Here is a 25,263-nt window from a genome sequence, read left to right on the forward strand (position 1 = left end):
TCCGGTATGCGTCAATTGACGTATGCCGTGTTTGTACCCGCTGGGCAGGTAACAGCCACTACGTCAATCAACGTATGTTGCACTGCGACACGGGCTCCTAGTATCGCATCGAACCCCCGGATTGCGGCAGCGCAAGATAGCGTTCGCGGCATCGGGTTTCCCCTGAAGCGATCCATCCGCAAGGAGCATCCGATGTCCCGCAAACCCCCATACGAACAAGACCTTGCGTCGCCCTCGCGGCGCCGCGCGGCGCTGGCGCTGGCCGCGCTGCCGCTGATCGGCATTCCCGCGCTCGGCCGCGCCGCGGGGCCGGCGACGTCCGCCGTCAACACCACGGGACTGGCCATTACCGACACGGAAGTGACGGTGGGGCAATTGCATTCGGCCACCGGCACCATGGCCATCAGCGAAACGGGCTCCATCCAGGCCGAGCGCCTGGCCATCGAGCAGATCAACGCCATGGGCGGCATACTGGGCCGGCAGATCAAGATCATCCAGGAAGACGGCGCCTCCGACTGGCCGACCTTCGCGGAGAAAGCCCGCAAACTGCTGGTCAGCGACAAGGTGGCCACGGTATTCGGCTGCTGGACGTCCGCTTCGCGCAAGGCCGTACTGCCGGTCTTCGAAAAGGAAAACGGCCTGCTGTACTACCCCACCTTCTACGAAGGCCTGGAACAGTCCAAGAACGTGTTCTACACCGGCCAGGAGGCCACGCAGCAGATCCTGGCGAGCCTGAACTGGCTGGCCAAGGAAAAGAAGGCCAAGAGCTTCTACCTGGTCGGCTCCGACTACATCTGGCCGCGCACGTCCAACAAGATCGCCCGCAAGCACATCGAGAACGTGCTGAAGGGCGAAGTGGTGGGCGAGGAATATTACCCGCTGGGCCACACCCAGTTCGGTTCGCTGATCAACAAGATCAAGCTGAAGAAGCCCGACGTCGTCTTCGCCGACGTGGTGGGCGGCAGCAACGTGTCCTTCTACAAGCAGCTCAAGGCCGCGGGCGTCACGTCGCAGAAGCAGAAGCTGCTGACCATTTCCGTGACCGAGGACGAACTGCTCGGTATCGGCGGTGAAAACGCCGAAGGCTTCTGGTCGTGCATGAAGTATTTCCAAAGCCTGACCAACGAGAACAACAAGAAGTTCGTCGCCGCCTTCAAGGCCAAGTACGGACCCAACGCCGTGATCGGCGACGTGACGCAGGCGGCGTATCTGGGCCCCTGGCTGTGGAAGATGGCCGTGGAAAAGGCGCAGAGCTTCGACGTCGACAAGGTGGTGGCCGCCTCGCCCAACCTGGAGTTCAAGCAGGCGCCGGAAGGCTACGTCAAGGTCGATCCCAACCATCACCTGTGGAGCCGTACCCGCGTGGGGCAGATCCGCAAGGACGGCCAGTTCGACGTGGTGTACGAGACGCCCGACCTGATCAAGCCGGATCCCTTTCCCGAGGGCTATCAATAAGCAGCCTTCTTCCCCTTCAACTTGAACAGGTCCAGGCCATGGAATCCTTTTCCGATCTAGGCGCGATCCTTTTGATGCAGGGCTTCAATGGCCTGTCCGTGTTCAGTGTCCTCCTTCTGATGGCCTTGGGGCTGGCCATCATTTTCGGGCAGATGGGCGTCATCAACATGGCGCACGGCGAGTTCCTGGCGGTGGGCGCCTACACCACCTACCTGTTCTCGGAACTGACCCAGCAATACGCGCCCGGCGCCATGCCGTATTACTTCTTCGTGGCGATCGCCGCCGCCTTCGTGGCGACGTTCGCGCTGGGCTGGCTGGTGGAATGGCTGATGATCCGCCATCTGTACCGCCGGCCGCTGGATACGCTGCTGGCGACCTGGGGCCTGTCGCTGGTGATGCAGCAGGCGCTGCGGTCCGTCTTCGGCCCGCGCGAAGTCAGTCCGACCCTGCCGGACTGGCTGATGGGGTCGGTGCAGCCGCTGGCCGGCGTCGACATCCCGATCAACGGCCTGGTGGTGATGTCCATCACTGTGATCCTGACCGTGGCCCTGCTGTTCGCGCTGTTCCGCTCCAGCTGGGGTTTGCACGTGCGCGCCACGGTGCAGAACCGGGTGATGAGCGGCGCGGTGGGCATCGATACCAAGAAGGTCGATCGCATGACGTTCGCGCTGGGGTGCGGCATCGCGGGCATCGCCGGCGCGGCCTTCACCACCATCGGTTCGACCGGGCCGACCAGCGGATCGCTCTACATCGTCGACACCTTCCTGACGGTGGTCTTCGGCGGCGCCGCCAGCCTCTACGGCACCATCGCCTCGGCGTTCGTGATCGCGCAGACGCAGTCGGTGTCGGAGTTCTTCCTGACGGGCTCCATGGCGAAGGTACTGACCTTGTCGGCCGTGGTCATCATCCTGATGCTGCGTCCGCAGGGCCTGTTCACGATCAAGGTACGCAAGTAGGCCGCCGGGAGATCGAACGTGAAACTCATCTACAAGAATGTATTGGGCGGGCGCCAGGGCCTGGTGGGCCTGGCGGTCCTGGCGGCGCTGATCTTCATCGTGTTTCCGCTGGCGCTGGATGGCTTCCGCCTGAACCTGGTGGGCAAATACCTGACCTATGCCTTCGTGGCGCTGGGCCTGGTGCTGTGCTGGGGCTACGGCGGCATCCTGAGCCTGGGGCAGGGGGTGTTCTTCGGCATCGGCGGCTATTGCATGGCGATGTTCCTGAAGCTGGAGGCGTCCACGGTGGAAGCCACCAAGATCCAGTCGACGCCGGGCATCCCCGACTTCATGGACTGGAACCAGATCACGGCGCTGCCCTGGTTCTGGGTTCCCTTCAAGAGTTTCCTGTTCACCGTGTTCGCGGTGCCCATCGTGCCGGCGCTGCTGGCATTGATCATCGGCGTGGCGATGTTCAAGCGCCGCGTCGGCGACACCTACTTCGCCATCGTCACCCAGGCCATCGCGCTGATCCTGTCGGTGCTGATCATCGGCCAGCAGGGGCTGACCGGCGGCGTGAACGGCATCACCGACCTGAAGACGCTGCTGGGCTGGGACATCCGCACCGATTCGGCGCGCGTGATCCTGTATTTCGTCAACGGCGTCCTGCTGTTCGCCTGCCTGCTGTTCGCCCGTTTCCTGCTGTCGTCCAAGCTGGGCAAGCTGCTGATGGCCATGCGCGACAAGGAAGAGCGGGTGCGGTTTTCCGGTTATGACGTGGCCGGGTTCAAGGTTTTCGTGTTCTGCGTGGCGGCGGTCTTTTCCGCCATCGGCGGCGCGATGTTCACCTTGCAGGTGGGCTTCATGTCGCCGTCCTTCGTCGGCATCGTGCCATCGATCGAGATGGTGATCTTCGCCGCGGTCGGCGGCCGGCTGTCGCTGCTGGGCGCGGTCTACGGCACGCTGCTGGTGAACTTCGGCAAGAGCTATTTTTCCGAAAGTTTCCCGCAACTGTGGCTGTTCCTGATGGGCGGCCTGTTCATCGCCGTGGTCATGGCCTTCCCCAATGGCCTGGCCGGCCTCTATACCCGGTACGTGCAGCCCCGCCTGGGCCGCCGAGAACGCGCCGCGGCGCCGCGGGCAACACCGGCCGTAGCCAGTCCGGCCGCGCCTGAAGCCGCATCGCCCACGGAGGCCGCATGAATCCGCCGCTGATGAATGTCCGCCCCGCCGGCGCGCAGGAGTTCGCGCTCTACGTCGAAGGCCTGACCGTTTCCTTCAACGGCTTCGTCGCCGTCAACGACCTGAACCTGTACGTGGACAAGGGCGAGCTGCGCGTGGTCATCGGGCCCAACGGCGCGGGCAAGACCACGGTGCTGGACCTGATCTGCGGCCGCACCAAGGCGACGTCCGGCTCGATCCGTTTCAAGGACACCGAGCTGACGCGCATGGCCGAACACGAGATCGTGCGCGCCGGCGTGGGCCGCAAGTTCCAGACGCCGTCCATCTACGAGACCCTGACCGTGCGGGAAAACCTGGAAGTGTCCTTCCCGCGCGGCCGCAGCGTGTTCGGCGCGCTGGCCTTCCGCCGCACGGCCGACGTGATCGAGCGCGTGGAGCAGGTGGCGGAGGACATCTTCCTGGCCGACATGCTGGAGAAATCCGCCGAGCTGCTGTCACACGGGCAGAAACAATGGCTGGAGATCGGCATGCTGCTGATGCAGGAGCCCGAGCTGATGATGCTGGACGAACCGGTGGCCGGCATGAGCGTGTCCGAACGCGAAAAGACCGCCGAATTGCTGAACCGCATCAGCAAGGACCGCTCCATGATCGTCATCGAGCACGACATGGAGTTCGTGAAGAACATCGCCCACAAGGTGACCGTGCTGCACCAGGGCAAGGTGCTGGCGGAAGGGCCGATGGACAAGGTGCAGTCGGATCCGCGCGTCATCGAAGTCTATCTGGGTCACTGACCGTTCTGGAGAACCCGCATGTTCAATGTTTCCGGCCTGGTGTCCGGCTACGGCCAAAGCCGCGTGATCCATGGCGTGGACCTGAGCGTCGCCAAGGGCGAGATCGTGGCGATCATGGGCCGCAATGGGATGGGCAAGACCACGCTGTTCAAGACCATGATGGGGGTGTTGCCGTCGATGCAGGGCAAGGTGGACGTCGATGGCAGGGACATCACCGCCATGGAAAGCTTCCAGCGCGTGCGCAACGGCGTCGCCTACGTACCGCAGGGCCGCATGATTTTTCCCACGCTCACGGTGGAGGAAAACATCCGTACCGGGCTGCCGGGCCGGGCGCTGCGCGATCCGATTCCGGACGACGTCTTCGCGCTGTTCCCGGTGCTGCATGAAATGCGCCGCCGCCGCGGCGGCGATCTTTCCGGCGGCCAGCAGCAACAGCTGGCGATCGCGCGGGCCCTGGTCACCGGGCCCAAGGTGCTGATGCTGGACGAGCCCACCGAAGGCATACAGCCGTCCATCATCAAGGACATCGCCCGCACGTTGCTGGAGATCCGCAAGCTCAAGGACCTGGCCATCATCGTGTCCGAGCAGGTGCTCAGCTTCACCATGCAGATCGCCGACCGCCTGATCGTCATCGACAAGGGCCGTTTCGTGCATGAAGACGTGCGCGACCAGGTCGACGAGCAGACCATCAGCCGCTATTTGTCCGTGTAGAACCCAAAGGAGCAAGCCATGCCCGAAACCCTGATCAAGGTCGATCTCGCGCAGTCGCCGTACGAAAACGAAAACATCCACAACCGCTGGCATCCCGACATTCCCATGGCCGCCTGGGTGAAACCCGGCGACGACTTCGTGCTGGAAACCTACGACTGGACCGGCGGCGCCATCAAGAACGACGACAGCGCCGACGACGTGCGCGACGTCGACCTGTCGACCGTGCATTTCCTGTCGGGCCCGGTGGGCGTCGAAGGCGCGGAGCCGGGCGACCTGCTGGTGGTGGATTTCCTGGACATCGGCGCCAAGCCGGACAGCCTGTGGGGCTTCAACGGATTCTTCAGCAAGAACAATGGCGGCGGTTTCCTGACCGAGCATTTTCCGCAGGCGCAGAAATCCATCTGGGATTTCGAGGGCATGTTCACCAAGTCTCGCCACGTGCCCGGCGTGCGCTTCGCCGGCCTGATCCATCCCGGCCTGATCGGCTGCCTGCCCGACCAGGCCATGCTGGATACCTGGAACAAACGCGAACAGGCCCTGATCGATACCAATCCCACCCGGGTGCCACCGTTGGCGAATCCGCCTTCGCCGCAGACCGCCCACATGGGCAAGCTGCAGGGCGCCGGCCGCGACAAGGCGGCGGCCGAAGGCGCGCGCACCGTGCCGCCGCGCGAGCATGGCGGCAATTGCGACATCAAGGACCTGTCGCGCGGATCGCGCGTGTTCTTTCCCGTCTATGTGAAGGGCGGCGGCCTGTCGGTCGGCGACCTGCATTTCTCCCAGGGCGACGGCGAGATCACCTTCTGCGGCGCCATCGAGATGGCGGGCTGGATCCACATGCGCGTGTCGCTGATCAAGGGCGGCATGGCCAAGTACGGGATCAGGAACCCCATCTTCAAGCCCAGTCCCATCACCCCGAACTACAAGGATTACCTGATCTTCGAAGGCATCTCCGTCGACGAGGGCGGCGGCCAGCATTACCTGGACGTGCACATCGCCTACCGGCAGGCCTGCCTGAACGCCATCGAATACCTGAAGAAGTTCGGCTACTCGGGCGCGCAGGCCTATTCCATCCTGGGCACGGCGCCGGTGCAGGGCCATATCAGCGGGGTGGTGGACATCCCGAACGCCTGCGCCACGCTGTGGCTGCCGACCGAGATATTCGAGTTCGACATCCAGCCTTCGGCCGACGGCCCGGTGAAAGCGATCAGCGGCGGGGTCGACATGCCGCTGTCGCCCGATCTCTGAACGGTCCCGGAGCGCGCCATGCCCCTTTACGACTACTCCTGCGAGCAATGCGGCGACTTCTCCGCCATGCGGCCCATGGCGCAGTGGCGCGATCCGTCGCCCTGCCCGGAATGCGGCGCCGCCTCGGACCGCATCCTGGCCGGGGCGCCCGCGCTGGGCGCCTTGTCATCGGCGGTCAACCGGGCCCATGCCATGAATGAACGGAACGCCAGCGAACCGCGCAGTACGCGCGGCGGGCACGGCATGAATTGCGGCTGCTGCGGCGGCGGCCGCCGTCCCGGCAAGACGCGCACCACGGCCGACGGCGGCAAGACCTTCGCCAACAGCCGGCCGTGGATGATCAGTCATTGAGCACCCACCGGGCTCCATATCTGTAACGATCTTTAAGGGTTATCCGCAAGCCCCGTTGCGTCTGTTCCCCCGTAAGATGTCGGCCCAAATGACAGCTTGTTGAAAGCTGTTGTACACAATTCCTAATCGGGACCCGCCTTACCCGGGCGGCGTCCCGAAGCCGTTCATTCCTACACCCGGGAGACATCCTCGATGCAACGCCGTTCCTTCCTGAAAAAGGCCACCCTGGGCGCCGCCGCCGGTGGCGCCACCCTCGCTTCCCCCGTTTTTGCCCAGGAATCTCCCACCCTCAACTGGCGGTTGGCCTCCAGCTTCCCGCGCAGCGCCGATGCGATCTATAGCGGCGGCGAGAACCTGGCGAAATACGTCGGCGAAGCCACCGGGGGCAAGTTCAGCATCCGCGCCTTCCCGGCCGGCGAAATCGTGCCCGCGCTGCAGGTGCTGGACGGCGTGCAGAACGGTACGGTGGAATGCGGCCACAGCGCGTCCTACTACTACTTCGGCAAGGACCCGGCGCTCAGCTTCGACGCCGCGGTTCCCTTCGGCCTGAACACGCGCCAGATGAACGCCTGGATGCGCCACGGCGACGGCCTGAAGCTGCTGCGCGAGCTGTTCAAGACCTATAACGTGGTCAACTTCCCGTGCGGCTATACCGGCACCCAGATGGGCGGCTGGTTCCGCAACGAGATCAAGTCGGTCGACGACCTGAAAGGCCTGAAATTCCGCATGAGCGCCTTCGCGGGCGCGGTGTTGTCGCGGCTGGGCGTGGTGCCGCAGCAGATCGCCGGCGGAGACATCTACCCGGCCCTGGAGAAGGGCACCATCGACGGCGCCGAATGGATCGGACCCTACGACGACGAAAAGCTCGGCTTCAACAAGGTCGCCAAATACTATTACTTTCCGGGCTGGTGGGAAGGCACGCTGCAGGTCTCGCTGTACGTCAACCAGGAGGCCTACAACAAGCTGCCCAAGCACTACCAGGCCGTGCTGGAGCAGGCCAGCGCCGCGGCGACCAACGACATGATCGCCAAGTACGACGCGGAAAACCCGGCTGCGTTGCGTCGCCTGATCGCCAACGGCGCGCAGCTGCGGGCCTTCCCCAAGCCGGTGATGGATGCCTGCTATGCCGAGTCGCTCAAGGTCTACGAGGAAATGAGCGCCAAGAGCCCCATGTTCAAAAAGCTCTACGAAAGCATGGTGGCCTTCCGCGACAACGAAATCCCGTGGTTCCGCGTGGCGGACGGCAGCTTCGACGGCTACATGGGCACCATAGGGCGCAACAACGGCGGCAAGTAAGCGAGCAGCAATGGAATCCCTACTTGCCCTGTCGCGTCTGGTCGACGCGATCAACCTGCGCGTGGGCCGCGCCGTCACCTGGGTGACGCTGCTGGTGGTGCTGGTCAGCGCCGGCAACGCGGTGGTGCGCAAGGTGCTGCACACCAGCTCGAACGCCTGGCTGGAGCTGCAATGGTATATGTTCGGGGCGATGTTCCTGCTGGCCTCGGGCTATACGCTGCTGAAGAACGAGCACGTGCGCGTGGACATCCTGTCCTCGCGCCTGCCGCGGCGCAAGCAGATCTGGATCGAGATCTTCGGCGTGGTGTTCTTCCTGCTGCCGGCGTGCGTACTGATCCTGGTGCTGTCCTGGCCGGTGTTCGTCGATTCCTTCGTCACGAATGAACAGTCTTCGAACTCCGGCGGGCTGGTGCGCTGGCCGGTCAAGCTGCTGATCCCGGCGGGTTTCGCGCTGCTGGTGCTGGCGGGGGTGTCGCACCTGATCAAGTGCGTGGGCTTCCTGCGGGGCCGCTGCGAGGATCCGGGCAAACGCGACGGCGCCCGTTCGGCCGAAGAGGAACTGGCCGAGGAGATCGCCCGCGAGGCGCAGGCCCGCGAAGCCGCCGCGCTGGCGCAGGCCGCGGCGCCGGCCGGCCCGGCCGATTCCCGCGACGGAGGGCGCTGAGATGGATTTCCTCATCGCCAACCTCGCGCCCATCATGTTCGCCACCCTGGTGGTGTTCCTGCTGCTGGGCTTTCCCGTCGCCTTCGCGCTGGCGGCCAACGGCATCCTGTACGGCCTGATCGGCATCGAGCTGGGGCTGCTCACGCCCGCGCTGTTCCAGGCCCTGCCGCAGCGCATCTTCGGCATCATCTCCAACGACACGCTGCTGGCGGTGCCGTTCTTCACCCTGATGGGCCTGGTGCTGGAGCGATCCGGCATGGCCGAAGACCTGCTGGAGACCATCGGCCAGCTGTTCGGCACCGTGCGCGGCGGCCTGGCCTTTGCCGTGGTGTTCGTCGGCGCCATGCTGGCGGCGACCACCGGCGTGGTGTCCGCATCGGTGATCTCGATGGGCCTGATCTCGCTGCCCATCATGCTGCGTTACGGCTACGACCGGCGCCTGGCCAGCGGCGTGATCGCCGCATCGGGCACACTATCGCAGATCATTCCGCCGTCGCTGGTGCTGATCATCCTGGCCGACCAGCTGGGCCGCTCCATCGGCGACATGTACCGCGCGGCGATGGTGCCGGGCTTCGTGCTGGCGGGGCTGTACATCGTCTACGTGGCCATCATGTGCGTGATCAAGCCCGCGTCGGCGCCGGCCCTGCCGGAAGAGGCCCGGCGTTTCCGCGAAGACAACGGCACGCGCGGCGGCCGCTCGCTGCTGGTGCTGATGGCGATCTCGGTGACGGTGGCCTGGGCGCTGGGCCAGTGGATGGAGAACGACACGGCGCCCGCCGACGAGCGCATCGTGCTCAGCCTGCTGTTGTGGGGGTTGACCGCCTTCGTCATCGCCATCGTCAACAAGGTGCTCAGGCTGGGCCTGCTGTCGGCGCTGGCCGAACGCGTCACCTTCGTGATGATCCCGCCGCTGTTCCTGATCTTCCTGGTGCTGGGCACCATCTTCATCGGCGTGGCCACGCCCACCGAGGGCGGCGCCATGGGCGCGGTCGGCGCCATCGCCATGGCGCTGGCGCGCAAGCGCCTGACCCTGGACCTGATGAAGCAGGCCATGGACACGACTACCAAGCTGTCCTGCTTCGTGGTGTTCATCCTGGTGGGATCGACGGTGTTCGGGCTGACCTTCCGAGGCGTGAACGGCGACCTGTGGGTGGAGCACCTGCTGACCGGCCTGCCGGGCGGGCAGTGGGGCTTCCTGATCGTGGTCAGCGTGCTGACCTTCGTGCTGGCGTTCTTCCTGGACTTCTTCGAACTGGCCTTCATCATCGTGCCGCTGCTGGGACCGGTGGCCGAGAAGATGGGCATCGACCTGATCTGGTTCGGCGTGATCCTGGCGGTGAACATGCAGACGTCCTTCATGCATCCGCCGTTCGGTTTCGCGCTGTTCTACCTGCGCTCGGTCGCGCCCAAGGATCCGTACCGCGACAAGGTCACGGGCCGCACGATCGCACCGGTGACCACCGGGCAGATCTACTGGGGTTCGGTGCCGTTCATCGTGATCCAGCTGGCGATGGTGGCGATGGTCATGCTGATGCCCGCGATGGTGATGCATTACAAGGGCGACCAGTCGCAGGTCGACCCGTCGTCGGTGAAGATAGACGTGCAGGGCGGCTACGGCGGCAGCGTCTACGGCAACGATAGCGGCGACGCCGGCGCGCTTTTCAAATAGCAGGCTGGCGGTAATGCTGCGGCGTCAGCGCCTCGAAGGCCAGGGCGCGCCGCAGCAGGTCTCCATCGCGGCCCAACGATCCCACGAACTGGATGCCGATCGGCAGCCCGGCCGCGTCGTAGCCGTTGGGCAGGCTGATGGCGGGATTGCCCGTCATGTTGAACGGCATGGTCCAGGGGAACCAGTTGCTGCGTATGCCTTCGATGCGGCGGCCGGCGATCTCGAAGGGCTCGAACAGGTCCTGCTCCAGCGGCAGCGCCGGCCGCAGCAGCGTCGGCGTCACCAGCATATCCGCGTCGGCCAGCAGGCTTTCGACATGGCGGAACAGCCGCGTCCGGGCGAACATGGCTTCCTGGTAATCCGCCGCCGTGTATGACTGGGCGGATTCGATCTGCCGGATGAAGGTCGCGCTGAAGTCGGCCGGCCGTTCCTGGACCAGCTTGCCGAAGCGCGCGCGCCACACCGTGTGATTGACGGTGCGCCATATCGGTTCGACGTCGAACTCGTCGCCGGCGTCGAAGGCCTGCAGCCGCGCGCCCGCGTCCGCCATGATTTTCAATGCATCGGCGAACGCCTGCTCCACGGAGGCCTCGACCAGCTTGCCGCGCGGGGCCAGGCAATACTTGATCCGGCAACCGTGCAAGGAAGGTGTCGTCCCATCCATGATCGCGGCGCTGCCGCGCGCCATGGACCAGGGATCGCAACCGTCCGCGCCGGCCATGGCGTCGAGCATGACGACGGTGTCCATGACGGTGCGCGAAATGGGCGTGACATAGGTCTGGTTGCCGTAGGTGTCCTGCGCCTGGCTGTGCGGGACCACGCCCAGGCCTTGCTTGAGCCCGACCACGCCGTTCACCGACGCGGGAATGCGGGTCGAGCCGCCGCCATCGGTGGCGATGCCGATCGCGCCGATGCCCGTGGCCACCGCGACGGCCGCGCCGCCGCTGGATCCCCCGCTGGAGTGTCGGGCGCTCCATGCGTTGCGCGTATCGCCGAACAGCGGCGAGCGCGTGATCGACTGGCTGCCGAATTCAGGCGTGGTCGTCTTGCCGAACAGGATGGCGCCTGCCTGCTTCAGCCGCGCGACGGCCACCGCGTCCTGCGTCGGCACGTGGTCCTTGTAGGCCAGCGTTCCGTAGGTCGTGCGTATGCCGGCCGTGTCGACCAGGTCTTTCGCCGCGTAGGGAATGCCGTGCAGGGGACCGCGATACCGGCCCGCCATGATCTCGCTTTCCGCTGCCTTGGCCGCGTCCATGGCGGCGTCGCCGCATAGCGTGATGAAGCAGTTCAGCGCGGGCTGCAGGCGTTCGGCCCGTTCCAGCGTCGCGCGGACCAGCTCGACCGGCGACACGGCTTTTGCCTTGATCAATTTGCCCAGCTCGACAGCCGACGTATAGCTCAGGTCGCTCATCTCTTCCCCGGTGAGGCGCGCCCGCATGGGTAAGTACCGATGTAGATACAAGCGCGGCGCGCTTAGTATCCCAGAAAATCCGGCGGGCGTTCCAGGACGCGGGCCGGCCCCAGGCAGGTCCCTATATGAGGTGGAAGTAATGACGAAGCAGTACGCAGCCATTCATGCCAAACCGGCGCGCTTTCTGCGCGCCGCCGTGCTGATGGTGTCGGGGTGGTCGATGGCCGTGTCCTGCGCCCACGCCCAGGGCGCACAGCCTGCTGACGGCCTGCCCAACGGATTGATCAAGATCGTGGTCGGCTTCGCGCCCGGCGGGGCGGCGGACCTGACGGCGCGTACCTTCGCCGAGCAGCTGTCGAAGGAAGGCGTCAAGGAAGTCATCGTCGACAACCGGCCCGGAGCGTCGACGCGCATCGCCAACAGCTACGTGCAGCGCGCCGCGCCCGATGGCCTGACGCTGCTGCTGGCGACGTCGCCGGCCTTCACCATCTATCCGCACACCTACAAGAACCTGGGCTATGACGGCGACAAGGATTTCCGTCCCATCGCGCTGCTGGTGGACATACCCACCGCCATCGTCACCGGCGCCGGCCAACCCTACGGCAATATGAAGGAGTATGTCGCCTGGGCCAAGGCGCACCCGGCCAATGCCACCGTGGGGCTGGCCGCGCAAGGCAGCTCGGGGCAGTTGGGCACGATCGCGCTGGGCAAGGCGATCGGCGTGGACATCGCCCCGGTGGTGTACAAGGGCGCCTCGCCCATGCTGGTGGATGTGGCCAGCGACCGCGTATCGATGGGCTGGGATGCCGCGGCCAGCATGATGCCGCTCTATCAAGGCGGCAAAATCAAGTTCCTGGGGCTGAGCGGGTCGGATCGCCTGGCCTCCCTGCCCGACGTGCCGACAGCCAGGGAGCAGGGCTTTCCGCAATTCGAAGCCGCCACCAGCTTCTATGCGATTTTCGCGCCGGCAGGTTTGCCCGACAAGACCGCGGCGGCGCTGGAACGCGTGTTCCTGAAGGCCGCGCAGGATCCCGCGTTGGTAAAGCGCCTGCAGGAGAACGGCCTGATCGTGAAGCCCATGGATCATGCGCAACTGGCCGCGCGTGTGCGCAAGGAGCGCGATTACTGGGCGCCTGTCGCCAAGCAGGCCGGCTTCCAGTTCGAATGAGTCGCCGCGATGCGGACACGCGTCCGCATCGCCCGCCGCTTCAGTCGATCAGCTTGCCGCTTTCGTGGAAAGGATGCGGCCCGTCGAAATCGCCGATGGGCGCCAGATGGCTGACGACGCGGCCATCCTGGCCCAAGGCGTACAGCCGGAAAGCCGGGGGCTCCAGCACCCACGCCGACGGCGCGTCGGGCGACAGGTCCAGGCAGACCTGGTGCGCGGGGCTGGGACAGACCGTCGCGATGGTGCCCCCGAAGCGCTTTTCGATGGCGCGATGGTCATGGCCGCAGATCACGCGTTCGACATTGGGGTGCCGCGCGATCACCGCTTCCAGCGCCGCGCTGCCTTCGCGCAGGCCGATCGCGTCCATGTGCCCGATGAAGGTCTCGAAGGGCGGATGATGCAGGGCCACGATGACGGGCTCGCCATCATGGGCCGACAGGGTCGTCTCCAGCCAGTCGAGCTGATCGGGGCCGATCGCGCCATCGCTGCGGCCCGCCACGCTGGTGTCCAGCGCGACCACGCGCAGGCCGCCTATCTTCACGGCGTAGCGCACCGGGCCCGCTTCGCCCAGGTAGGTGTGCGCCGGAAAACTGCGGCGCAGCTGGTCTCGGTCATCGTGATTGCCCGGCAGCAGGTAGGTCGGCATGCCCAGTCCGCTCAGCAGCTCGGCCAGGTGCGCGTATTCCTCGGCCCGGCCGAAGTCGGTCAGGTCGCCCGTCAGGATCACGGCGTCAGGCCGCTGCTTCAGCGACATGACGGCCTGCACCGCGCGACGCAGGTAGGGCGCCGTGTCGATGCGTCCGTAGGCCAGGCGTCCGGGTTCGCGGATATGCGGATCGGAAAGCTGGGCGATCAATGTGGTCATGGCCATGGTCATGCGCGCGCCTGGTTCAGTTCTTCAAGGCTGGTGCCCTTGGTTTCGGGCGCCAGGGCCACGGAAATGATAAGGCCCATTGCACCGATCGCCGAAAAGAACCACAGCGCGGCGCTGTTGCCCCACCATGCGACGAAGTTGGGAAACACCAGCACGCCCAGGATGGAACCGATGCGGCTGACGCCGGTGGCCATGCCGGATGCGCCCGCGCGGATGTCGGTGGGAAACAGCTCGGTCGGATAGACGAAATTCAGGATGCCGCCGCCCGAGTTGGCGAACAGCACGGCGCAGCTGAACAGCACCACCAGGAAACCGAAGCTGGGATTGCTGTTCATGGCCAGCGCCACCAGCGCCGCGGTCAGGCCCGCGAAGGACGTGATCAGCAGCGGCCGGCGCCCCCAGCTGTCGACCAGCTTCATGCCGATGAAGGCGCCGATCATGCCCAGCACGGCGACGATGCCCGAGCCCACCAGCGTGGCCGCGTGCGAACCCTGCGCGAAGGGCGAAATCAGCGTGGGCGTGTACATGGCGATGCCGTAGTAGGCGGTGGCGTAGCAGAACCAGAAGCCGAAGACGAACAGGGTGCGCCGCGCCAGCGCCGGACTGAACAACTGCGCCAGTCCCACCTTGCGTCCCGTGTCGGGGGCCAGCACCACCGGCTCGCCGGTGACCTTCAACATGATGGCCTGCGCTTCCTCGATGCGTCCGCGCGATTGCAGCCAGCGCGGCGATTCCGGCAGCGTGATCCGGAAAAAGAAAATGACCAGTGCGAACACCGCGCCGACCATGAACATGTAGCGCCATGCCGCCGGCCCGGCGGGCAGGCAGGCCAGGCCGACCAGGTAGGCCGCCACCGCTCCCACGAACCACATGGCCGCCAGGAAAGTCCCGTGCTGGCCGCGCTTGTGGCGGGAGCTGAATTCGGTAACCAGTGTGGCCGAAATCGGGTAATCCGCGCCGATGCCCACCCCCAGCAGGAAGCGGAAGGCGATCAATTGCCAGATGTCCTGGGACAGCGCGGTCAAGGCGGCGAAGATGACGAAGGCCAGCAGGTCCACCACGTACATGGCCTTGCGCCCGAAGCGATCGGTCAGCCGACCCAGCAATATGGCGCCGACGAAAGAACCGATGATGGCCGACGATACCAGCAGGCTCTGCGCGCCCGCCTGCACGTTCCATTGCTGCTTGATCAGCGGCAAGGCCACCGCCACGATGGTCAGGTCGAAGCCGTCCAGGAACGTCCCGCCTGCCGATAACAATGTGACCTTGCGCTGGAAACGCGCGACCCGCGCGGAATCGAATCCGTCGAAACTCATATGCTGCTTCCTCCTCCGGGTAGGCCCGGGTGTATTTATGACTGGTCATAATCCAAGGCCGCATGGTGGCCCATAACGGCGCTTGCCGCGTTCACGGCCTGCGCCCAGATGTAACGACCCTATACGTGTGGATCAGGACCCGCCGTCGCCAGCCAGTATGTCGCCGGACCAGGCCAGGCCGGGATAGCGCTCCTGGTGCCGGCGTGCGATCGCCTGCGCGGTCTGGCGCATGAGGCGCACGACTTCGCCATAGCGGTCCGCCGTCAGCCGGTTGGCCATGGCGGTGACGGTCACCGCGCCCAGGGCGGTGCCGCCGGGACCCGGGACCGGCACCGAGACCGCGCTGGTGCCCGGCATCAGACCGGCGGGCGCGTGCGCGATGCCGGTGGCGCGCGCGGCGGCGACGCGCGCCAGGATGTCCTGGGGCTTTTCACCCAGCACGGCCAGGCGCGCGGCATTGTCGGCGACCAGGACATCGCTTTCCTGTTCCGGCAGGCTGGCCAGCAGCGCCACGCCGGACACGCCCACGCCCAGCGGCCGGCGGACGCCGACTTCGATCGACAGCACCTGGATGGGGTGATGCCCGGTGCGCCGGCCGATACAGATGGAGTCGTGGCCGTGGCGGATGCTCAGGAACACGGTGTCGCCCACTTGCTGCGCCAGTTCGATCAGATAAGGATCGGCCAGGGTGAGCAGCGGAAAGCGGCGCGTCCGCGCCAGCCCGAGCAGGGTGACTTCCTGCCCGATCAGGTAGCGCCGCGTCTCGGGATCCTGTTCCACCGCGCCTTCCTGGATCAAGGCCTTGAGCAGGCGGTGCACCGTCGGCCGGTTCAGGCCGGACATACGCACCAGATCGATCAGGCGGACGCCGCGTTCCTGTCCGCAGGCCACCAGCCGCAGCAGCGCCACGGCGCGGCGCACGGTCTGCGCGCCGGCCGGCGCATCATCGGCGGCCGGCGTGCTCACGGCTGGTCCGGCGACGCGTCGGGTTCGGCCGCCATGACCGATTTCGGCGTCTGGCGGATGACGCGCTTGCTGACGATGGGCCCCAGGGAAGCATAGTTGGGGCCGCCGATGCGGCACACCGGCCGCAAGGCTTCGGTGTCTATCTTGCAGTCGTGCGCCAGGCCGTCGCGGACATGGAAGACCAGCACTTCGCCCACGAAGAACTCCGCGCCCGTGTCGCCGTACGGCGTGACGCTGTGGAACCGGCATTCCATGCTGATGGGCGCGGCCGCCAGGCGCGGCGTATCGACCGCGACGCCAGGCACGGTCTCCAGCCCCAGCAGCTCGGCTTCGCTGATTTCCGGCGGATGCTCCTCGGCGCTGTCATGCAGGGCATCCAGCAGCGTTTCGTCGGCGACGTTCACCACGAAATGCCGCTGCGCCAGGATGTTGCGCGCCGTGTCCTTGCGTTCGCCGGCCTTGCGGCCGATGTTGATGCCCAACAGCGGTGGGGCGTTCGACACGAAAGTGAAGCAGCTGAAGGGCGCCAGGTTCACCTTGCCCTGGGGACCCACGCTGCTGATCCAGGCGATGGGGCGGGGCACCACGATGCCGGACAGGAGCTTGTAGGTTTGCTGGGGCGTCAGTTCCGGGGCATCGATACGCATGATGGATCTGTTCCGAGGTGTCCAATTATTGAACCATCTGTCGATGGCCAATCGGCCTTTTTGCCGATGTCTCCAGGCGTATTGTCGGAAATTTTGCGCGAGCGAGCAAAAGCGCCGCCGATGGCATCGCGCTATTAAGTCCACTATACGGACTTTTTTTCGACTTCGGCATTGTCGCTTCCCGCGCAAATTCCTAGAGTGCTTGCACAAGATCGACACAACGACGAATACGGAGACAACATCATGATCCGCCGCCTGCTGGCTCCGGCCTGCGCCGCCATCGCGCTTGCCGGCCTGACTTCGATTGCCCATGCCGCCTGGCCCGACCGCCCCATACGCATCGTCGTGCCGTACCCGCCCGGCGGCAACGTCGACGTGGCCGCCAGGCTGATCAGCCCCGGCCTGCAAGCCGCGCTGGGCCAGCCCATCATCGTGGAGAACAAGCCGGGCGCGGGCGGCATGATCGCCGGCGAATTCGTTGCGCGCGCCGATCCCGACGGGTACACGCTCTTCATGGCGGCGAACGGTCCGCTGCTGTTCAGCCCGCTGATCTTCAAGCGTCCGGCCTACAAGTGGGATCGCGATTTCGCGCCCATCAGTTCGGTGTCGTACACGCCGCTGGTGCTGGAAGTGAAACCCTCGCTGCCGGTCAAGACGGTGGGCGAGCTGATCGCATTGGCGAAGAAGGAGCCGGGCAAGCTGACCATGGCGTCGCCCGGCGCCGGCACCACCAATCATCTGGTCAGCGAGCTGCTGCAGCACGTGACGGGCGCGCGCTGGACCACCGCGCAGTACAAGGGAAACGCGCCCGCCAACACGGACCTGCTCGGCGGCCAGGTGGACTTCCAGTTCGACCAGATCTCGGTGGCCACGCCTTTCATCAAGGACGGCAAGCTGCGCGCGCTGGCGGTCACCACGGCCACGCGCCTGCCATCGCTGCCCGACGTGCCGACCTTCGCCGAAGCGGGCGTGCAGGGCATGGAGGCGGCGACGTTCACCGGGCTGCTCGCGCCCAAGGGCACGTCGCCGGAGATCCTCGCGCGGTTGAGCCAGGCCCTGGCCGGCATACTCAAGCAGCCCGACATCATCAAGCGCTTCGACGACATGGGTGCGCAGGCGCGCGGCAACACGCCGGAAGAATTCACGCGCTACCTGGCCGCCGAGGACGCGCGCTGGACGCCGATCATCGAACGCGCCGGCATCACCGCCAACTGAGGAATCCCGCCATGAGCAGACGCAGCATCTATGCCGAAGGCTTCAGCCACAAGAATCCCATCCCGGCTGCGTGCCGCCTGGGCGCCATGCTGTATTCGGGCAGCATCCAGGGCACCGACCCTGCCACGGGCGCCTATGGCGAGACCCTCGAACGCCAGTGCGAACTGATGTTCGATCACGTGCGGCGCATCGTCGAAGCCGGCGGCGGCTCGCTGGCTTCCATCGTCAAGATGACGGTGTGGATGCGCGACCGCGGACAGCGCGCGGCGCTGAATGCCGTGTGGCTGCGCGCCTTTCCGAATGCCGAGGACCGGCCGGCGCGCCACACGATGCAGGCCGACCTGGATGGCGACAAGCTGATCGAATGCGACTTCGTCGCGGTGATCGTCGAGGAGGACGCGGCATGACGCAGTATCAATCGTTCCATCCCAATCCCAGCGCGCCGCGCACGCGGCTGCCGGCCGGCGCCTGCGACAGCCAGTTCCATGTGTTCGGCCCCGCGGACCGGTATCCCGTGCGCCCCAGCGCCGCCTACGAGATGCCCGGCGCCACCATCGAGGTGGCCCTGCGCCTGCACCGCCTGCTGGGCATCCAGCGCGGCGTCATCGTGCAGGCGACCACCTACGGAGCGGACCACCAGGTCGTGCTCGACGGGCTGGCCGCCGCCGGGCCGGATTATCGCGGCTGCGCCAACGCCGCCGTGCTGGCCGAGCGCGACGACGCCTACATCGCGAAACTGCACGATGCCGGCGTGCGCGGCGCGCGCTACACGCGGCAGGGCCTGGGCATCAGCATGGAGCCCGCGGTGTTCCAGCGGTCCATCGCGCGGCTGCGCGAGCTGGGCTGGTACGCCAAGTTCCAGCCGGAACCCGATGGCATCATGGCGCAGGCCGCGCAGTTCGAGGACCTGGATATCCCCGTGCTGATCGACCACATGGGCCGCGCGGACCCCGCCGCGGGCGCCCAGGACCCCAGCCGGCGCAAGCTGCTGGAACTGCTCAAGCGCGGCAACTTCTGGGTCATGCTGTCGTTGACGGAGAAGCTGTCGAAGGCCGGCGAACCGTGGGACGACGTGCTGCCGCTGGCGCATGCGCTGATCGAAGCCAATCCGGATCGCGTGGTGTGGGGCAGCGATTGGCCGCATCCCGTGTCCGTCAAGGCCACGCCGGACGAAGGCCGGCTGGTGGACCAGGCGGCGCGCTACGCGGGCGACGCCGCCACCTTGCGGAAGATCATGGTCGACAACCCCGCCCGCCTTTTCGGATTCGACAAATGAAGCTGCTTTCCTTCGAACACCAGGGCCGCGCCAGCTTCGGCCTGCTGCGCGGCGAGGACGACGTCGTCGACCTGGGCGGGCAGGGGCATGCGGACCTGCGCGCCGCGCTGGCGGCGAACGCCTTGCCGGAACTCGCCCGCCGCGCGGAGACCTTGAGCGCCAGCCTGAAGCTGGCGCACGTGCGCCTGCTGCCGCCCATTCCCCATCCGGAAAAAATCATCTGCGTCGGCGTGAACTACGGCAACCGCAACGAGGAATACAAGGACGGCAGTGCGCCGCCGGCCTATCCCAGCGTATTCCCGCGGTTCCCGGGATCCTTCGTCGGCCACGGCCAGCCGCTGCTGCGCCCGCCCGAGTCGGAGCAGCTGGACTACGAAGGCGAGATCGCGCTGGTCATCGGCAAGCGCGGCCGGCGCATAGCCGCGGCCGATGCCTGGTCGCACGTGGCCGGGCTGACCTGCGCCAACGAAGGCACGGTGCGCGACTGGCTGCGCCATGGCAAGTTCAATGTGACGCAGGGCAAGAACTTCGACGCGAGCGGATCGATGGGACCGTGGATGGTCACGTCCGACGCCTTCGATCCGGATGCCCCCTTGACCGTGACGACGCGCGTCAATGGCGAACAGAGGCAGCACGACACGACGGCGAACCTGATGTTCCCCTTCGCCGAGCTGATCCGCTACATCTCCATCTGGACCACCCTGGAGCCGGGCGACATCATCTCCACCGGCACGCCGGTGGGGGCGGGCGTGCGCTTCGATCCGCCGCGTTTCCTGAAGCCCGGCGACGTAGTCGACGTCGAGGTGCCCGGCATCGGCACCCTGTCCAACCCCGTTGCCGACGACCCGGCGGCCATCGCCCGGGGACCGGCCGCCTGATCGCCTGACGGCCTTGCCGCCTGACTGCTTTACTGTCTTTCGCGAGCACATACTCATGTTGAACGACCAGGACCGCGATCGCGCCGCGACGCTGCTGTTGCAGGCCGAACGCACCGGCCAACCCGTCACGCAGTTGGCCCAGACCTTTCCCGGCATGGAAATCGCGGATTCCTATGCCATCCAGAAACGCATCATCGACCAGAAGATCGCGCAGGGCGCGCGCCTGCGCGGGCACAAGATCGGCCTGACGTCCAAGGCCATGCAAAGCACCGTCGGCATCGACGAGCCGGATTACGGGCATCTTCTGGACAGCATGTTCTTCCAGGATGGCCAGGACATCCCGACCGCGACGCTGATCGTGCCGCGCGTGGAAGTCGAGCTGGCCTTCGTGCTGGGCAAGCCGCTGCGCGGTCCCGACGTCAGCCTGTTCGACGTGCTGGGTGCCACGGATTACGTGGTGCCGGCCCTGGAGATCATCGACGGCCGCAGCAAATATCCGCGCACCATCGTCGACAACATCGCCGACAACGCCGCCTGCGCGGGCATCGTGCTGGGCGGCCGTCCGGTGCGTCCCATGGACATCGATCTGCGCTGGGTGGGTGCGATCCTGCTGAAGAACGGCGTGATCGAGGAATCCGGCGTATCGGCCGCCGTGCTGGGGCATCCCGCGCTGGGCATCGCGTGGCTGGCGAACAAGCTGGCGCAGCACGATACCGGACTGGAAGCCGGGCATATCGTGCTGGCCGGTTCGTTCACGCGCACCGTGCCGGTGAAGGCGGGCGATACGCTGCATGCCGACTACGGCCCGCTGGGCGGCATCGGCGTGCATTTTTCCTGATGCCTATTCCGGGTGGATGTTGGCGTCCTTGGCGACCTTGGCCCATTTCACCATTTCGGTGTCGATGAATTTGGCGAAGTACTGCGGCGACTCGGTCACCGGATCGATGCTGGCCTGCTGCAGTGTCTTGCGTACGACGGGGTCGGACAGGGCCTTGTTGATCTCGGCGTTCAACTTGTTGACGACGGCCGCCGGCGTGCCGGCCGGCGCCAGCACGCCGCCCCAGGTGCTGGTGTCATAGCCGGGCAGGCCCGCTTCCGCCATGGTCGGAATGTCGGGGTAGGCCGGGGCGCGTTTGGTCGTGGTGACGGCCAGCGGGCGCACCAGCTTGCCGGATACCGGCGCATGTAGCGCGGCCAGCGTATCGAACATCATGGACACCCGGCCGCTGGTCAGGTCCGGGTGCGCCGCCGTGCTGCCCTTGTACGGCACATGGACCATATCGATGCCCGTCATGCTCTTGAACAGCTCGCCGGAAAAATGCGGCGCGCCGCCGGGGCCGCTGGAGGCGAACGTCAATTCATGCGGATGCGCCTTGCCGTAGGCGATCAATTCCTTCACCGACTTGACCGGCAAGCTGGGGGTGACGACCAGCATCAGCGGCACGGAGTGCGTCAGCGCGACGGGTTCGAAGCTTTTCACCGTGTCGTACGGCAGCTTGAACATGGTGGGGTTGATGGCGTGCGAGCTGGCGGCCAGGACCAGGGTATAGCCGTCGGGCGCGCTCTTGGCGACATAGTCCTCGCCTATGGTGCCGGTGGCGCCGGGTTTGTTCTGGACCACCACGGACTGGCCCATGGACGTCGTCATCTTCTGGCTGATCAGCCGCGCGACGATATCGATCGCGCCGCCCGGCGAAGCCGGAACGATGATGGTGATGGGGTGGCTGGGGTAGCTGTCGGCTGCCTGGGCGGCGGTGCCGGCCGCGCCGGCCAGCAGGGCGCAGGCGGCGGCAAGGCGAAATGGTCGCATGGGGTCTCCTCCGGGGTTATTGTTGTACTAAAACATTAGAATATCACTGCATCGGCCGCGGCAATGCAAGCGTTTCTTTGCCCCGTGCGCCAGGGAGCCGCCGCCCTGGCGGCCGGCGGCGACTTGCCCGGCCGGGGCGTCGAACGCGGACGCGGGTGGCGGCACACGGCTTGCAATGGCGGGGCTTTCTCGCAGACATCCCATGCCTACCGCGACCCTACCCATTGCCTTACCCGCCCAGGCGCGCCGCGTGTTGCGCGACCGCTTCGGGGTTGCCGATCTGCGGCCAGGCCAGGCCGAAGTCATGGCCAGCGTGCTGCGCGGCAACCACACCATCGCCGTGATGCCCACCGGCAGCGGCAAATCCCTGTGCTACCAGGTTCCCGCGCTATGCAAGCCCGGCGTGACCGTGGTCGTGTCCCCGCTCATCGCCCTGATGAAGGACCAGGACGAAAAGCTGCGCGAGTTCGGCGTGGATGCGGCGGTCTTCAACAGCGCGACGCCCAGCGAGGAACAGGAGCGCTACCTGAAGAACGGCGGCAGCCGCAAGCAACCCATCGTGCTGGCGACCCCGGAGCGCCTGGCCGACGCGGGCTTCATGGATTGGCTGAAACGGCAGACCGTGCGGCTGTTCGTCGTCGACGAAGCCCACTGCATTTCGCAATGGGGCCACGACTTCCGGCCGGCCTTCCTGGATATACCGGCCGCAGTCCGCGCGGTCGGTTCGCCACCCGTCCTGGCCATGACCGCCACCGCGACCGACGAAGTGATCCACGACATCGCCGCGACGCTGGACCTGACCGCTGCCTGCGTGGTCAAGGTGGGCGTTTACCGCGACAACCTGCACTACGCGGTACGCCAGGTCAGCGATGAGGGCCGCAAGCAGGACGCCGTGCTGGAACTGGTGAAGCAGGCGCGGGGTCCCGCCATCGTCTACAGCACGACCGTGAAAGAAGCGGAAGTGCTGCACCAGGTGCTGCGTGACGCCGGTATCGACGCCGCGCTGTATCACGGCCGGCTGGCCGCCAGGGCGCGGCACGAGGCGCAGGACGCCTTCATGTCGGGCGGCACCCCGGTGATGGTGGCGACGGACGCCTTCGGCATGGGCATCGACAAGCCCGACGTGCGGCTGGTCGTGCATGCGCAGTTGCCGGGCAGCCTGGATTCCTACTACCAGGAGTCCGGTCGCGGCGGACGCGATGGCCAACCCGCGTCATGCGTGCTGATACACGAGGAGAAGGACAAGCGCATCCAGCAGTTCTTCCTGGCCAATCGCTATCCCACCAAGGACCTGCTGCTGCGCGTGCTGCAGGTGCTTGAAGACGCGGACACTCCCTTGACGGAAGCCGCGCTGGCGGCGTCGCTGGGCAAGGTCGGGGTGCGCAAGCTGCGGGTGGGGTTGAAGCTGCTGGCCGACGCGGGACTGGTGGAAAGCGACGACCAGGATCGGGTGCGGCCGTGCGGCGTGGAGGACGCGCGCGAGCGCGCCGCGCTGGCTGCCGAAAAATACGAACAGCGCGCGGAACACGACAAGGCCATCCTGGCCTCGATGGTGCAGTACGCGCGCAGCGGGCTTTGCCGCTGGCGCATGCTGCTGGAACACTTCGGCGACGTGCCCGACTGGGAGCGCTGCGGACACTGCGATAGCTGCGAACTGGCCCGCCAGGCCGAAGCGGACGCGCGGGCCGCGGCGGCCTAGCTGGCGGTCAGGCGGCCGCCAGCGCCAGTGGCCTTCCTTCGACGACGACGGGCGTGGCCGCGTGCGATGTCCTGAAGGCGGCGATCGCGCGGTCCAGGCGGTCCGCCTGTTCGTGCAGCGATTGCGCGGCCGCGGTGCTTTGTTCCACCAGCGCCGCGTTGTGCTGCGTCATCTCGTCCATCTGCATCACCGCCTTGTTGACCTGCTCGATGCCGTTGCTCTGTTCGACGGATGCCGAGGCGATCTCGCCCATGATGTCGCTGACCTGCTGCACGGCGGTGATGATGCCGCGCATCGTCGTGCCGGCTTCTTCCACCAGCGACATGCCCAGCTCGACCCGTTCCGTGGACGTGCCGATCAGCGTCTTGATCTCCTTGGCGGCGGTCGCCGAACGCTGCGCCAGCGCGCGCACCTCGCTGGCGACGACGGCGAAGCCGCGGCCTTCCTCGCCGGCGCGCGCGGCTTCGACCGCCGCGTTCAGGGCCAGGATATTGGTCTGGAAGGAGATGGTTTCGATCAGCGTGACGATGTCGCCGATCTCATGGGAGCTCTGGTCTATCGTGCCCATCGTATCGGTCATGCGGCCCATGACCTGGCTGCCTTGCTGCGCGGTGGCGCGCGCCTTTTCCGCCAGCGTGCTGGCCAGGTGCGCGTTGTCGGCGTTCTGCTTGACGATGCCCGTCAGCTCGCCCATGCTGGCCGCCGTCTGCTCCAGCGACGCGGCCTGCTCTTCCGTGCGTGAGGACAGGTCCAGCTGGCCGGCCGCGATGTCGCGTGTCGCGGCGCTGATCGACGCGCTGCTCGCGCGGACCTCGCTTACCGTATCGGCCAGTTGCCGCCGCATGCCGTCCAGGCCTTCCAGCACCTGCCCCAGTTCATCGTTCGCGTGGCGGGGAATATGCTGGCCGAGGTCGCCGGCCGCGATATGCCGCAGATGCGCCAGCACGCTGTCGATCGGCCGCACGATGGCGCGGCGCAGGGCAACGTAGGACCATAGCGCCACCAGGATCGCGAAAGCCGCCGCGCCCAGCGAGGCCATCCTGAATACGGCGTACGTCTGCTCGGCACGCGCATAACGTTGCGCCGCATACACGCTCTGGAACTTCTTGAGCGCGTCGGCCTTGCTCATCATCGTCTCATAGCGCTGCGTCAGGTCGCGCATCAGTTCCAGCAGCCGGGCCTGCTCGCCGGCACGCACCGCCGACGCCAAGCCATCGACGGCCTGCCGCACGCCGGTGCTGGCGGCGCCGAATTCGTTGGTCAGCCTTTCTTCCTCCGCATCGCGGGGCAGGGACTGGAAATGTTTCCACGCTTCGTCCATCTGCTTCTGGCGCGTGGCCAGCGTGGCGACCCGTTCGCTGGCCTCCGGCGTGCCGACCACCAGCACCGCGCGGTCCAGCGCCAGGCGCTGGCGCGATACGCCCAACTGGATGACCGCGATATCGGCGGCGCCCGCCATATCGTCGTTGTAGATCTCGTGGATGACGCCATTGGCGTGCGAAGTCGCATAGAGCGCGGCTGCGCTGATCGCCACGAGGATAAGGGAAAAGATGCCGAGGACCGCACCGATGCGCGTGCTGATCTTGAGGGTGAGGCCACGGATCATGGGACGTCTCGCCGCGCCGGGTGGGCGCATGTTGCAGGATGATTGCGCGTCTTGTGCGCAAGCGCGGCGGGGCCGCGCCTGGTTAACGGCAAGCG

The 25,263-nt window shown here is 66.3% G+C and carries 24 protein-coding genes; 17 read left to right on the forward strand and 7 right to left on the reverse strand.

The window, feature by feature from the left end; translation table 11 throughout:
* Positions 1-192 precede the first annotated feature (192 nt).
* The 10 genes from urtA (at position 193) to CAL26_RS03045 (ending at position 10,302) form a co-directional block, all read left to right on the forward strand.
* Positions 193-1,455: an urea ABC transporter substrate-binding protein gene (gene urtA, locus CAL26_RS03000; protein WP_094845421.1), complete on the forward strand. Its 1,263-nt coding sequence runs from the start codon at positions 193-195 to the stop codon at positions 1,453-1,455.
* A 38-nt stretch (positions 1,456-1,493) separates the two neighbouring features.
* Positions 1,494-2,411, forward strand: a complete 918-nt coding sequence (urtB, locus tag CAL26_RS03005; RefSeq protein WP_094845422.1) for an urea ABC transporter permease subunit UrtB — start codon at positions 1,494-1,496, stop codon at positions 2,409-2,411.
* An 18-nt stretch (positions 2,412-2,429) separates the two neighbouring features.
* Positions 2,430-3,593 carry an urea ABC transporter permease subunit UrtC gene (gene urtC, locus CAL26_RS03010; protein WP_094845423.1) on the forward strand — a complete coding sequence of 388 codons (1,164 nt, stop codon included), beginning with the start codon at positions 2,430-2,432 and terminating at the stop codon, positions 3,591-3,593.
* Positions 3,590-4,363, forward strand: coding sequence for an urea ABC transporter ATP-binding protein UrtD (gene urtD, locus CAL26_RS03015; protein ID WP_232464698.1), 774 nt, complete (start codon positions 3,590-3,592; stop codon positions 4,361-4,363). Before urtC ends, urtD begins: the two co-directional genes overlap by 4 nt.
* 18 nt (positions 4,364-4,381) lie before the next feature.
* The gene (urtE, locus tag CAL26_RS03020) at positions 4,382-5,074 is read left to right on the forward strand and encodes an urea ABC transporter ATP-binding subunit UrtE (RefSeq protein ID WP_094845424.1); all 693 of its coding nucleotides are present in this window, start codon (positions 4,382-4,384) and stop codon (positions 5,072-5,074) included.
* 18 nt (positions 5,075-5,092) lie between these two features.
* Positions 5,093-6,322, forward strand: coding sequence for a formamidase (gene fmdA, locus CAL26_RS03025; RefSeq protein ID WP_094845425.1), 1,230 nt, complete (start codon positions 5,093-5,095; stop codon positions 6,320-6,322).
* 18 nt (positions 6,323-6,340) lie between these two features.
* On the forward strand, positions 6,341-6,673 hold the full coding sequence (locus CAL26_RS03030; RefSeq protein WP_094845426.1) for an FmdB family zinc ribbon protein: 333 nt from the start codon (positions 6,341-6,343) through the stop codon (positions 6,671-6,673).
* A 192-nt stretch (positions 6,674-6,865) separates the two neighbouring features.
* Positions 6,866-7,969 carry a TRAP transporter substrate-binding protein gene (locus CAL26_RS03035; RefSeq protein ID WP_094845427.1) on the forward strand — a complete coding sequence of 368 codons (1,104 nt, stop codon included), beginning with the start codon at positions 6,866-6,868 and terminating at the stop codon, positions 7,967-7,969.
* Positions 7,970-7,979: 10 nt separating this feature from the next.
* Positions 7,980-8,633, forward strand: coding sequence for a TRAP transporter small permease subunit (locus CAL26_RS03040; protein WP_094845428.1), 654 nt, complete (start codon positions 7,980-7,982; stop codon positions 8,631-8,633).
* 1 nt (position 8,634) lies between these two features.
* Complete coding sequence (locus CAL26_RS03045) at positions 8,635-10,302, forward strand: TRAP transporter large permease (protein WP_094845429.1); 1,668 nt, start codon at positions 8,635-8,637, stop codon at positions 10,300-10,302.
* On the opposite strand, the gene CAL26_RS03050 is transcribed toward CAL26_RS03045, so the two are convergent.
* A complete protein-coding gene (locus CAL26_RS03050; RefSeq protein ID WP_094845430.1) occupies positions 10,295-11,713 on the reverse strand; it encodes an amidase in 1,419 nt (472 codons plus the stop codon). The two genes, CAL26_RS03045 and CAL26_RS03050, sit on opposite strands and share 8 nt — an antisense overlap.
* A 139-nt stretch (positions 11,714-11,852) precedes the next feature.
* Here CAL26_RS03050 and CAL26_RS03055 point away from each other — a divergent pair, with 139 nt between their 5' ends.
* Complete coding sequence (locus tag CAL26_RS03055; RefSeq protein ID WP_094845431.1) at positions 11,853-12,881, forward strand: Bug family tripartite tricarboxylate transporter substrate binding protein; 1,029 nt, start codon at positions 11,853-11,855, stop codon at positions 12,879-12,881.
* Between the two features lie 40 nt (positions 12,882-12,921).
* Here CAL26_RS03055 and CAL26_RS03060 read toward each other — a convergent pair whose 3' ends face one another.
* From CAL26_RS03060 to CAL26_RS03075, 4 genes are all read right to left on the reverse strand, one after another.
* A complete protein-coding gene (locus tag CAL26_RS03060; protein WP_094845999.1) occupies positions 12,922-13,746 on the reverse strand; it encodes a phosphodiesterase in 825 nt (274 codons plus the stop codon).
* An 8-nt stretch (positions 13,747-13,754) separates the two neighbouring features.
* Positions 13,755-15,071, reverse strand: coding sequence for an MFS transporter (locus CAL26_RS03065; RefSeq protein ID WP_094845432.1), 1,317 nt, complete (start codon positions 15,069-15,071; stop codon positions 13,755-13,757).
* 132 nt (positions 15,072-15,203) lie between these two features.
* Positions 15,204-16,037 carry an IclR family transcriptional regulator gene (locus CAL26_RS03070; protein ID WP_094845433.1) on the reverse strand — a complete coding sequence of 278 codons (834 nt, stop codon included), beginning with the start codon at positions 16,035-16,037 and terminating at the stop codon, positions 15,204-15,206.
* A complete protein-coding gene (locus CAL26_RS03075; RefSeq protein WP_094845434.1) occupies positions 16,034-16,684 on the reverse strand; it encodes a flavin reductase family protein in 651 nt (216 codons plus the stop codon). The genes CAL26_RS03070 and CAL26_RS03075 overlap by 4 nt, the downstream gene beginning before the upstream one ends.
* Before the next feature lie 243 nt (positions 16,685-16,927).
* On the opposite strand from CAL26_RS03075, the gene CAL26_RS03080 reads away from it, so the two are divergent.
* From CAL26_RS03080 to hpaH, 5 genes are read left to right on the forward strand one after another with little or no spacing between them, the layout of a single operon-like run.
* Positions 16,928-17,899 (forward strand): Bug family tripartite tricarboxylate transporter substrate binding protein, encoded by a 972-nt coding sequence (locus CAL26_RS03080; RefSeq protein WP_094845435.1) that lies wholly within the window; start codon positions 16,928-16,930, stop codon positions 17,897-17,899.
* Positions 17,900-17,910: 11 nt separating this feature from the next.
* Positions 17,911-18,306 (forward strand): RidA family protein, encoded by a 396-nt coding sequence (locus tag CAL26_RS03085; protein ID WP_094845436.1) that lies wholly within the window; start codon positions 17,911-17,913, stop codon positions 18,304-18,306.
* Positions 18,303-19,175, forward strand: a complete 873-nt coding sequence (locus CAL26_RS03090) for an amidohydrolase family protein (RefSeq protein ID WP_094845437.1) — start codon at positions 18,303-18,305, stop codon at positions 19,173-19,175. Before CAL26_RS03085 ends, CAL26_RS03090 begins: the two co-directional genes overlap by 4 nt.
* Entirely contained in the window at positions 19,172-20,053 is an 882-nt protein-coding gene (locus tag CAL26_RS03095; RefSeq protein ID WP_094845438.1) for a fumarylacetoacetate hydrolase family protein, read from the forward strand. Before CAL26_RS03090 ends, CAL26_RS03095 begins: the two co-directional genes overlap by 4 nt.
* A gap of 55 nt (positions 20,054-20,108) precedes the next feature.
* Positions 20,109-20,891: a 2-oxo-hept-4-ene-1,7-dioate hydratase gene (gene hpaH, locus CAL26_RS03100; protein WP_094845439.1), complete on the forward strand. Its 783-nt coding sequence runs from the start codon at positions 20,109-20,111 to the stop codon at positions 20,889-20,891.
* 3 nt (positions 20,892-20,894) lie between these two features.
* On the opposite strand, the gene CAL26_RS03105 is transcribed toward hpaH, so the two are convergent.
* Positions 20,895-21,863 carry a tripartite tricarboxylate transporter substrate binding protein gene (locus CAL26_RS03105; protein WP_094845440.1) on the reverse strand — a complete coding sequence of 323 codons (969 nt, stop codon included), beginning with the start codon at positions 21,861-21,863 and terminating at the stop codon, positions 20,895-20,897.
* 202 nt (positions 21,864-22,065) lie between these two features.
* Here CAL26_RS03105 and CAL26_RS03110 point away from each other — a divergent pair, with 202 nt between their 5' ends.
* The gene (locus tag CAL26_RS03110) at positions 22,066-23,562 is read left to right on the forward strand and encodes a RecQ family ATP-dependent DNA helicase (RefSeq protein ID WP_179283233.1); all 1,497 of its coding nucleotides are present in this window, start codon (positions 22,066-22,068) and stop codon (positions 23,560-23,562) included.
* A gap of 7 nt (positions 23,563-23,569) precedes the next feature.
* Here the strand turns inward: CAL26_RS03110 and CAL26_RS03115 are convergent, their stop codons facing one another.
* Positions 23,570-25,168, reverse strand: a complete 1,599-nt coding sequence (locus CAL26_RS03115) for a methyl-accepting chemotaxis protein (protein WP_179283234.1) — start codon at positions 25,166-25,168, stop codon at positions 23,570-23,572.
* Between the last annotated feature and the right edge of the window lie 95 nt (positions 25,169-25,263).

Source organism: Bordetella genomosp. 9 (assembly GCF_002261425.1).
Lineage (GTDB): Bacteria > Pseudomonadota > Gammaproteobacteria > Burkholderiales > Burkholderiaceae_B > Bordetella_C.

Coding starts and splice junctions, on each gene's coding strand:
- urtA (WP_094845421.1), top strand. CDS start 193: ATGTCCCGCAAACCCCCATACGAACAAGACCTTGCGTCGCCCTCGCGG.
- urtB (WP_094845422.1), top strand. CDS start 1,494: ATGGAATCCTTTTCCGATCTAGGCGCGATCCTTTTGATGCAGGGCTTC.
- urtD (WP_232464698.1), top strand. CDS start 3,590: ATGAATCCGCCGCTGATGAATGTCCGCCCCGCCGGCGCGCAGGAGTTC.
- urtE (WP_094845424.1), top strand. CDS start 4,382: ATGTTCAATGTTTCCGGCCTGGTGTCCGGCTACGGCCAAAGCCGCGTG.
- fmdA (WP_094845425.1), top strand. CDS start 5,093: ATGCCCGAAACCCTGATCAAGGTCGATCTCGCGCAGTCGCCGTACGAA.
- CAL26_RS03030 (WP_094845426.1), top strand. CDS start 6,341: ATGCCCCTTTACGACTACTCCTGCGAGCAATGCGGCGACTTCTCCGCC.
- CAL26_RS03035 (WP_094845427.1), top strand. CDS start 6,866: ATGCAACGCCGTTCCTTCCTGAAAAAGGCCACCCTGGGCGCCGCCGCC.
- CAL26_RS03040 (WP_094845428.1), top strand. CDS start 7,980: ATGGAATCCCTACTTGCCCTGTCGCGTCTGGTCGACGCGATCAACCTG.
- CAL26_RS03045 (WP_094845429.1), top strand. CDS start 8,635: ATGGATTTCCTCATCGCCAACCTCGCGCCCATCATGTTCGCCACCCTG.
- CAL26_RS03050 (WP_094845430.1), bottom strand. CDS start 11,713: ATGAGCGACCTGAGCTATACGTCGGCTGTCGAGCTGGGCAAATTGATC.
- CAL26_RS03055 (WP_094845431.1), top strand. CDS start 11,853: ATGACGAAGCAGTACGCAGCCATTCATGCCAAACCGGCGCGCTTTCTG.
- CAL26_RS03060 (WP_094845999.1), bottom strand. CDS start 13,746: ATGACCACATTGATCGCCCAGCTTTCCGATCCGCATATCCGCGAACCC.
- CAL26_RS03065 (WP_094845432.1), bottom strand. CDS start 15,071: ATGAGTTTCGACGGATTCGATTCCGCGCGGGTCGCGCGTTTCCAGCGC.
- CAL26_RS03075 (WP_094845434.1), bottom strand. CDS start 16,684: ATGCGTATCGATGCCCCGGAACTGACGCCCCAGCAAACCTACAAGCTC.
- CAL26_RS03080 (WP_094845435.1), top strand. CDS start 16,928: ATGATCCGCCGCCTGCTGGCTCCGGCCTGCGCCGCCATCGCGCTTGCC.
- CAL26_RS03085 (WP_094845436.1), top strand. CDS start 17,911: ATGAGCAGACGCAGCATCTATGCCGAAGGCTTCAGCCACAAGAATCCC.
- CAL26_RS03090 (WP_094845437.1), top strand. CDS start 18,303: ATGACGCAGTATCAATCGTTCCATCCCAATCCCAGCGCGCCGCGCACG.
- CAL26_RS03095 (WP_094845438.1), top strand. CDS start 19,172: ATGAAGCTGCTTTCCTTCGAACACCAGGGCCGCGCCAGCTTCGGCCTG.
- hpaH (WP_094845439.1), top strand. CDS start 20,109: ATGTTGAACGACCAGGACCGCGATCGCGCCGCGACGCTGCTGTTGCAG.
- CAL26_RS03105 (WP_094845440.1), bottom strand. CDS start 21,863: ATGCGACCATTTCGCCTTGCCGCCGCCTGCGCCCTGCTGGCCGGCGCG.
- CAL26_RS03110 (WP_179283233.1), top strand. CDS start 22,066: ATGCCTACCGCGACCCTACCCATTGCCTTACCCGCCCAGGCGCGCCGC.
- CAL26_RS03115 (WP_179283234.1), bottom strand. CDS start 25,168: ATGATCCGTGGCCTCACCCTCAAGATCAGCACGCGCATCGGTGCGGTC.